Here is a 6,628-nt window from a genome sequence, read left to right as displayed (position 1 = left end):
GGCTGGGGTCGAGCACCGTGACCCGGTGCCCGGCCTGGGCGAGCGGGACGGCGAAACCGCCGGTGCCACCGCCGATGTCCAGCACGTCGAGCTCGGTCCGGCCGGCGGCGGTTTTACCGGAGAGCAGGTCGTCGAGCGCCGGGCGCAGGGCCTCCCACACCACGGCCGTGCGCACCGAGCTGCGGGCTCGGGTCAGGTCGGGCATCGGGCCTCCTTACCGTGCTGGGCCGGGCCGGGGGTGTCGGTGGTGATCACCCTAGGGTCTTGCGCCATGGCCGTACTCGCGATCGACGCAGGCACCACGGGCGTCACCGCCCTGGTGGTGACCACCGACGGACGGGTGGCCGCGCGTGCCTACTCCGAGTTCCCGCAGCACTTCCCGGAGCCGGGCTGGGTCGAACACGTCCCGGAGGAGATCTGGCAAGCCACCCTGCGGGCCTGCCGGACCGCCCTGGACGCGGCCTCGGCGGCGGGCACCGACCCGGTGGCGTGCATCGGCATCACCAACCAGCGGGAGACCGCGGTGGTGTGGGACCGCAAGCGGCTCTCCTCGCCCCGCCCGGCGATCGTCTGGCAGGACCGGCGTACCACCGCGATCTGCGAGCGGCTGAAGTCGGCCGGGCACGAACCCCGGGTGGCCGAACTGACCGGACTGCGCCTGGACCCCTACTTCACCGGCACCAAGCTGGCCTGGCTGGCCGAGCACGACACCCGGACCTGGGACGGGGTGCTCGACGGAGCACTGGCGATCGGCACCGTCGACGCCTACCTGATCGCCCGCCTGACGGGGGGTCAGGTGCATGCGACCGATGCCTCCAACGCCTCCCGCACGCTGCTCTACGACATCGGGGCCGGCGCCTGGTCCTCCGAGCTCTGCTCGCTCCTCGGCGTGCCGATGTCCGCGCTGCCCGAGGTGGTGCCGTCCTTCGGTGAGGTCGGGCGCACCGACCCCGAGGAGTTTCTCGGCCTCACGCTGCCGATCTCGGGCATCGCCGGGGACCAGCAGGCGGCGCTGTTCGGGCAGGCCTGCTTCTCCCCCGGTGACTCCAAGTGCACCTACGGCACCGGTTCGTTCATCCTGATCAACACGGGTACGGACGTGGTGCGCTCCGACGCCGGCCTGCTCACCACCGTCGCCTGGCAGGCGCCGGACGGCGCGCTGACCTACGCGCTGGAGGGCGCGATCTTCGTCACCGGCGCGGCGGTCCAGTGGCTGCGCGACGGCCTCGGCCTGATCTCCTCGGCCGCGGAGACCGCGGCGGTGGCGCAGACCGTGCCGGATTCGGGCGGCGTGGTGTTCGTGCCCGCCCTGACCGGACTCGGCGCCCCGCACTGGGACCCGGACGCCCGCGGCACGATCCTCGGCATCACCCGCGGCACCACCCGGGCCCACCTGGTCCGGGCCACGCTGGAGGCGATCGCCTACGAGATCCGCGACGTCGTCGAGGTGATGACCGCCGAGGCGGGGCTGGCCGTGCCGATGCTCACCGTCGACGGCGGGGCCTCGGCCAACGACCTGCTCTGCCAGCTGCAGGCGACCGAACTCGGCGTACCCGTCGAGCGGCCGGAGATCCTGGAGACCACCGGCCTGGGCGCGGCCTTCCTGGCCGGCCTCGGCGCCGGGGTCTGGGGCACCCGCGAGGAGCTGGCCGAGACCTGGCGCCTGGACCGCCGTTTCGACCCCGGCCCCCGCGACGACGCCGGCTACGCCCGCTGGCGGGAGGCCGTCCGCCGCTCCAAGGGCTGGGCGACCATCGGAACCTGACCACCGCTGCGGATGACATCCGTTGTCACGTCACTGCGGATGACATCCGTTGTCACGTCGCTGCGGATGTCATCCGCAGGTCAAGGTGTCGGGGCACAGAGTCGGGCGAACCGGGCAGCTGAATCAGTCCTGTGCAACATCTGTGTTGCGCGCGGCGCATTCGGCTGCCGGACGTCGGGCGTACTCCTAACGTCTGGGAATGAAGACGCTGCCCGCCCCGACCGCACCCGCGGTCGGGACGGACCTGGGCGCAGCCGCCCGCGCGGTGCTCGCGGCGAACTGGCGGGGCCGGCACACGGTGCCCTCGGCCCGGCTCTACCCGCACCAGTGGAGCTGGGACTCGGCGTTCATCGCGATCGGCCTCGCTCGAGTCGATCAGCACCGCGCGCAGCTCGAGCTCGCCACTCTGTTCGGCGCACAGTGGCGCGACGGCCGGGTGCCGCACATCGTCTTCGACCCGGACACCCCGGCCGACGCCTACTTCCCCGGCCCGCGCTTCTGGGCGCCCAACTCGCCGGTGATCCCGATGCGCCCCACCTCCGGCATCGTCCAGCCGCCGGTGCACGCCCGGGCCGCCTGGGAGGTCTACCGTCGCGCCGCCGACCGGCCGGCCGCCGCTGACTTCCTGCGCCGGATGTACGAGCCGCTGTGCGCCTGGCACGACTACCTCGCGACGCGGCGCAATCTGGGCGGGGCGGGACTGGCCGCGATCGTGCACCCGTGGGAGTCCGGGATGGACAACAGCCCGGCCTGGGACGACGCGGTGCGGGAGGCCTGCGCCGGCGGGGCGACGGTGCAGGCCGCGCGGGCCGACCTGCGTCACGTCCCGGCGTCCCAACGACCCGGTGACGCCGACTACGCCGCCTACATCGACCTGGCCGGCCGCTACCGGGACCGGTCCTACTCCGACGCCGATCTGCTGCCCGACCACGGCTTCGCCGTCGAGGACCCGCTCTTCAACGCCGCGTTCGCCTGGTCCGAGGAGTCACTGGCCCGGATCGCCGCCGTGATCGGGGCGAACTCCCGCTGGCACAGCGACCGGGCGCTCGCCCTCGGCGCCGCGATCGCGGACCGGCTCTACGACCCCGAGCTGGGCATGTTCGTCCCCCGCGACCTACGCACCGGCCGGCAGATTCCGGTGGCCGGGGTGGCGGGCCTGGCCGCGCTGGTCAGCCCGGGCCTGCCCCCCGACGCGGTGGCCCGCACCTGCGCGCAGTTGAACAGCTCGCGGTTTTGGAATGGGCACCGCGACGGGCGGCTGCTGGCGACCCTGGACCGCACCTCACCGGACTTCGACCCGCAGCGCTACTGGCGCGGGCCGGCGTGGGCCAACACCACCTGGCTGGTGATCTCCGGGCTGCGCCGCCACGGCGCGGCCGCCGCCGCCGAGGCGTTGCGCAGCGGACTGCTGGAGACCGTGCGGGCCGAAGGCTTCCGCGAGTACTACGACGCCGACACCGGCGCCGGGGCCGGCTGCCACGACTTCTCCTGGACCGCCGCGCTCGTGCTCGACCTGCTCGGCTGACGTTCCGTCAGATCACGCGGCGGGCTTGGTCGCCGCCGCCTTGCTCGCCGCAGCCTTCTCCGCTGCCTTGCTCGCCGCGGCCTTTGCCGTCGTGGCGTACATGTCGACGTACTCCCGACCGGAGAGCGACATCAGTTCGTACATCAACTCGTCGGTGACCGAACGCAGGACGAACCGGTCTTCCTCGAGGCCCTCGTAGCGGGAGAAGTCCAGCGGCGCGCCGATCTTCACCCCGACCCGCGCGATCTTCGGGATCACCCGGCCGGGCGGCTGGATCCGGTCGGTGTCGACCATCACCACCGGCAGCACCGGGACCCCGGCCTTGAGCGCCAGCCGCGCGACGCCGGTGCGCCCGCGGTAGAGCCGCCCGTCCGGGGACCGGGTGCCCTCGGGATAGATGCCGAACAGCCCGCCCTCGCGCAGCACCTCGAGCCCGGCGTTCATCGCTCCGTCGGAGGCGCTCCCGCCGGACCGGTTCATCGGGATCATCCCGACGCCGCGGAAGAAGACCGCGTTGAACCGGCCCTTGAGCCCCTTGCCCGTGAAGTACTCCTCTTTGGCCACGAACGTGATCCGCCGCGAGACCACCAGCGGCAGGAAGAAGGAGTCGGAGAACGAGAGGTGGTTGCTGGCCAGGATCGCGGGACCGTCGGTCGGGATGTTCTCCAGACCCTCGACCCACGGGCGGTACAGGACCCGCAGCACCGGCCCGAGCGCCAAGCGCTTGAGGAACCAGTACAGCACCGCACCCTCCCTTCGCCGGTCTCCCCTGGCCATCAGCCCGGGGTCGTCGACAGGAGAGCCTAGGGGTCCGGCACGTACCATTCCCCTCGTGCCGATCATGCCGGGAGCGGAGCCCTACCACCATGCTGGCGGACCTGTCGGCGCCCTGATGTGCCACGGGTTCACAGGCAGCCCGCAGTCGATGCGGCCGTGGGCCCAGGCGCTGGCCGGGGCCGGCCTGACCGTGGCGCTGCCCCGCCTGCCCGGGCACGGCACCCGGTGGCAGGACGCCAACATGACCACCTGGGACGACTGGTACGCCTGTATCGAGCGGGAATTCCTGGCGCTGCGCGAGCGCTGTGAGGCCGTGTTCGTGATGGGACTGTCCATGGGCGGCACGCTCGGCCTGCGCCTGGCCGAGCAGCACGGCCGGGACCTGGCCGGCGTCGTCGTGGTGAACCCCTCTGTGATCGGGCTGGACCCGCGCCTCAAGGTCCTCCCCGTGCTGCAACGGGTACTCCCCTCCCTCGGCGGGATCGCCAGCGACATCAAGAAGCCGGGCGTCACCGAGCTCGCCTACTCCCGGGTACCGCTGCGCGCGCTCTACTCGCTGCGCAAGGCCTGGGGCAGCGTCCGCTCCGACCTGCCCATGATCACCCAGCCGCTGCTGCTGCTGCGCAGCACCGAGGACCACGTCGTCGAGCCGGAGAGCTCGCGGCTGGTGCTGGCCCGGGTCTCCTCCACCGACGTCACCGAGATCGTGCTGCACGACAGCTACCACGTCGCGACGCTGGACAACGACGCCGAGCGGATCGTCGCCGAGAGCCTCGCGTTCGTTCGCCGGATCCGTCCTGCGGTGACCGCCGGGTGACCGCGCCCAACCGCAACAACGGGCTTTCCGCAGAGCGCTGGGCGCCGCTGGTGGACCTGGAGCCGCAGTTCGCCGACGCGCTGCTCGAAGCTCTGCGCGAAGAAGGTGTGGCTGCCTACGCCTCCCCCGCCCCCGGGATCCGCGGGCCGTACATGGACATCCAGCTGCCGAACACCCCGACCGACCGGGTCTGGGTCGACGCCGGCGCGACCGACACCGCACGCCACGTGTTCCAGACGCGCCGCGCCGACTTCGGCCCGGACGAGAGCGACCGCGACGACAGTGCCCCCGTCACCGCCCCGGCGCCGGCCGCGACCCCCGAGCCGGAGGAGCAGGACTTCGAGGCCGCCTTCCGTGCCATCGTCGCCGGCTACGGCAAGACCGGGACCGAACAGGTCGCCCCGTGGTCGCCCGCTGAGGACGTGGAGAACGAGACCCCCAACGCCGGCGGGTCCTGGCGCGTGCTGCGCCGTGCCGAGCCGGATGACAGTTCCGACGATGCGGACGACGAGGGCTGGGGCGTGGTCGAAGGCGCCGGCCCCAAGGCCGTGGAGCCTGCGGAGCCCGATGAGCACTACGTACCGCCGCCGCCACCGCCGCTGCCGCGGGTCGACAAGCACACCAAGCTCTCCTGGGTCGGGGTGATCGGCGGCCCGCTCTTCCTGATCCTGTTCACCGCCCTGGACTGGTCGCCGATCCCGTACGCCACCTTCTTCGCGATCGCCGCGTTCATCGGCGGCTTCGCCTCGCTGGTCTACCGGATGACCGACGACGGCCCCGGCCACAGCGACGACGGCGCTATCGTCTGACGTGGCGTCAGATCGCCCGCCGTCCACCCAGCGACAGGGTTGAGACGTGTGGGACCGCTTTCTGGCCGCCGCACGTCCCACTGGATTCAACCCTGTCGCTCAGTGGCGCGCTCGGGCGAAGGCAGGACCAGGTCGGCGACCACCGGCAAGTGATCGGTGGCCGCGGCGGGGTCGACCAGGTCTGCGACCCGGGCGCGCGGGTCGGCGTAGGGCTCCGGGACGCCGCAGCCGGTCACGGTGATGCCGGCTGAGACGAAGACCCCGTCGATGCGCCGGTTCGGGTTCCGGGCCGGGAAGGAGAACTCGCCGCCGGCCGGTGCTGTCGCGTACCCGTCCTGCAGTGCGCCCGCGAGCAAGCGCCACGGTGGGCTGCCCGGCAGGTCGTTCACGTCGGCGCCGAGCACCAGGTGATCGGCGTCTGACGCCCCACCCGGCGCCCCACCCGGCACTGTGAGCTCCTCGAGCAACCTCCGGGTCTGCTTCATGCGCTCCAGTGGATCGAGGGAGAGGTGGGTGCCGGCCACGGTCAGGCGCACGCCGTCGACCTCCACCCCTGCGACGGCGACCGCGCGCCGGTGTCGCCGCCCGGAGCGGGGCAGTCGGAACCGCGAGGCGGAGACCAGCTGGGCCCGGCTGCCACCGAGCAGCAGGTTGCCGGCCGCGGACCTGCCGCCGGCCAGCACCATCAGCCCGGCCGCCTGCGCGAGCCGAGCGCACTTCGCCCGCGAGAACAGGAACCGCGGGGCCTCCTGCACGCAGACCAGGTCCGGGGCGAGGGCACGCAGGATGGCGACCACCGCGTCCGCGTCGTCCCGCAGCGAGCGGACGTTGTAGCTGACCACCCGGAACGCGGCCCCGCTGTCGGCCCCGCTGCCGGCCCCGCTGCCGGCCCCGCTGTCGGCCCCGCTGCCGGCCCCGCTGTCGGCCCCGCTGCC

The 6,628-nt window shown here is 72.9% G+C and carries 6 protein-coding genes and 1 pseudogene; 4 read left to right on the top strand and 3 right to left on the bottom strand.

Annotated elements, in window-relative coordinates; translation table 11 throughout:
• Window positions 1–205: pseudogene (locus tag H0X00_RS20265) on the bottom strand (SAM-dependent methyltransferase); the annotation flags it as partial.
• A 66-nt stretch (window positions 206–271) separates the two neighbouring features.
• Between H0X00_RS20265 and glpK the strand changes: the two are divergent.
• Window positions 272–1,765 (top strand): glycerol kinase GlpK, encoded by a 1,494-nt coding sequence (glpK, locus tag H0X00_RS20260; RefSeq protein ID WP_293774302.1) that lies wholly within the window; start codon window positions 272–274, stop codon window positions 1,763–1,765.
• 199 nt (window positions 1,766–1,964) lie between these two features.
• On the top strand, window positions 1,965–3,290 hold the full coding sequence (locus H0X00_RS20255) for a trehalase family glycosidase (RefSeq protein ID WP_293774301.1): 1,326 nt from the start codon (window positions 1,965–1,967) through the stop codon (window positions 3,288–3,290).
• A gap of 12 nt (window positions 3,291–3,302) precedes the next feature.
• On the opposite strand, the gene H0X00_RS20250 is transcribed toward H0X00_RS20255, so the two are convergent.
• Window positions 3,303–4,034 (bottom strand): 1-acyl-sn-glycerol-3-phosphate acyltransferase, encoded by a 732-nt coding sequence (locus tag H0X00_RS20250; RefSeq protein ID WP_293774300.1) that lies wholly within the window; start codon window positions 4,032–4,034, stop codon window positions 3,303–3,305.
• An 88-nt stretch (window positions 4,035–4,122) separates the two neighbouring features.
• Here H0X00_RS20250 and H0X00_RS20245 point away from each other — a divergent pair, with 88 nt between their 5' ends.
• Window positions 4,123–4,884, top strand: a complete 762-nt coding sequence (locus H0X00_RS20245; RefSeq protein WP_367186709.1) for an alpha/beta hydrolase — start codon at window positions 4,123–4,125, stop codon at window positions 4,882–4,884.
• Window positions 4,881–5,693 carry a hypothetical protein gene (locus tag H0X00_RS20240; RefSeq protein WP_293774299.1) on the top strand — a complete coding sequence of 271 codons (813 nt, stop codon included), beginning with the start codon at window positions 4,881–4,883 and terminating at the stop codon, window positions 5,691–5,693. The genes H0X00_RS20245 and H0X00_RS20240 overlap by 4 nt, the downstream gene beginning before the upstream one ends.
• An 86-nt stretch (window positions 5,694–5,779) precedes the next feature.
• On the opposite strand, the gene H0X00_RS20235 is transcribed toward H0X00_RS20240, so the two are convergent.
• Window positions 5,780–6,535 carry an endonuclease/exonuclease/phosphatase family protein gene (locus H0X00_RS20235; RefSeq protein ID WP_367186710.1) on the bottom strand — a complete coding sequence of 252 codons (756 nt, stop codon included), beginning with the start codon at window positions 6,533–6,535 and terminating at the stop codon, window positions 5,780–5,782.
• Window positions 6,536–6,628 lie beyond the last annotated feature (93 nt).

This window comes from Sporichthya sp. (genome assembly GCF_013815995.1).
In the GTDB taxonomy this organism is placed as follows: domain Bacteria; phylum Actinomycetota; class Actinomycetes; order Sporichthyales; family Sporichthyaceae; genus Sporichthya.
The sequence above is the reverse complement of the archived record's forward strand: the minus strand, read 5'-3'. Positions and strand labels throughout refer to the sequence as shown.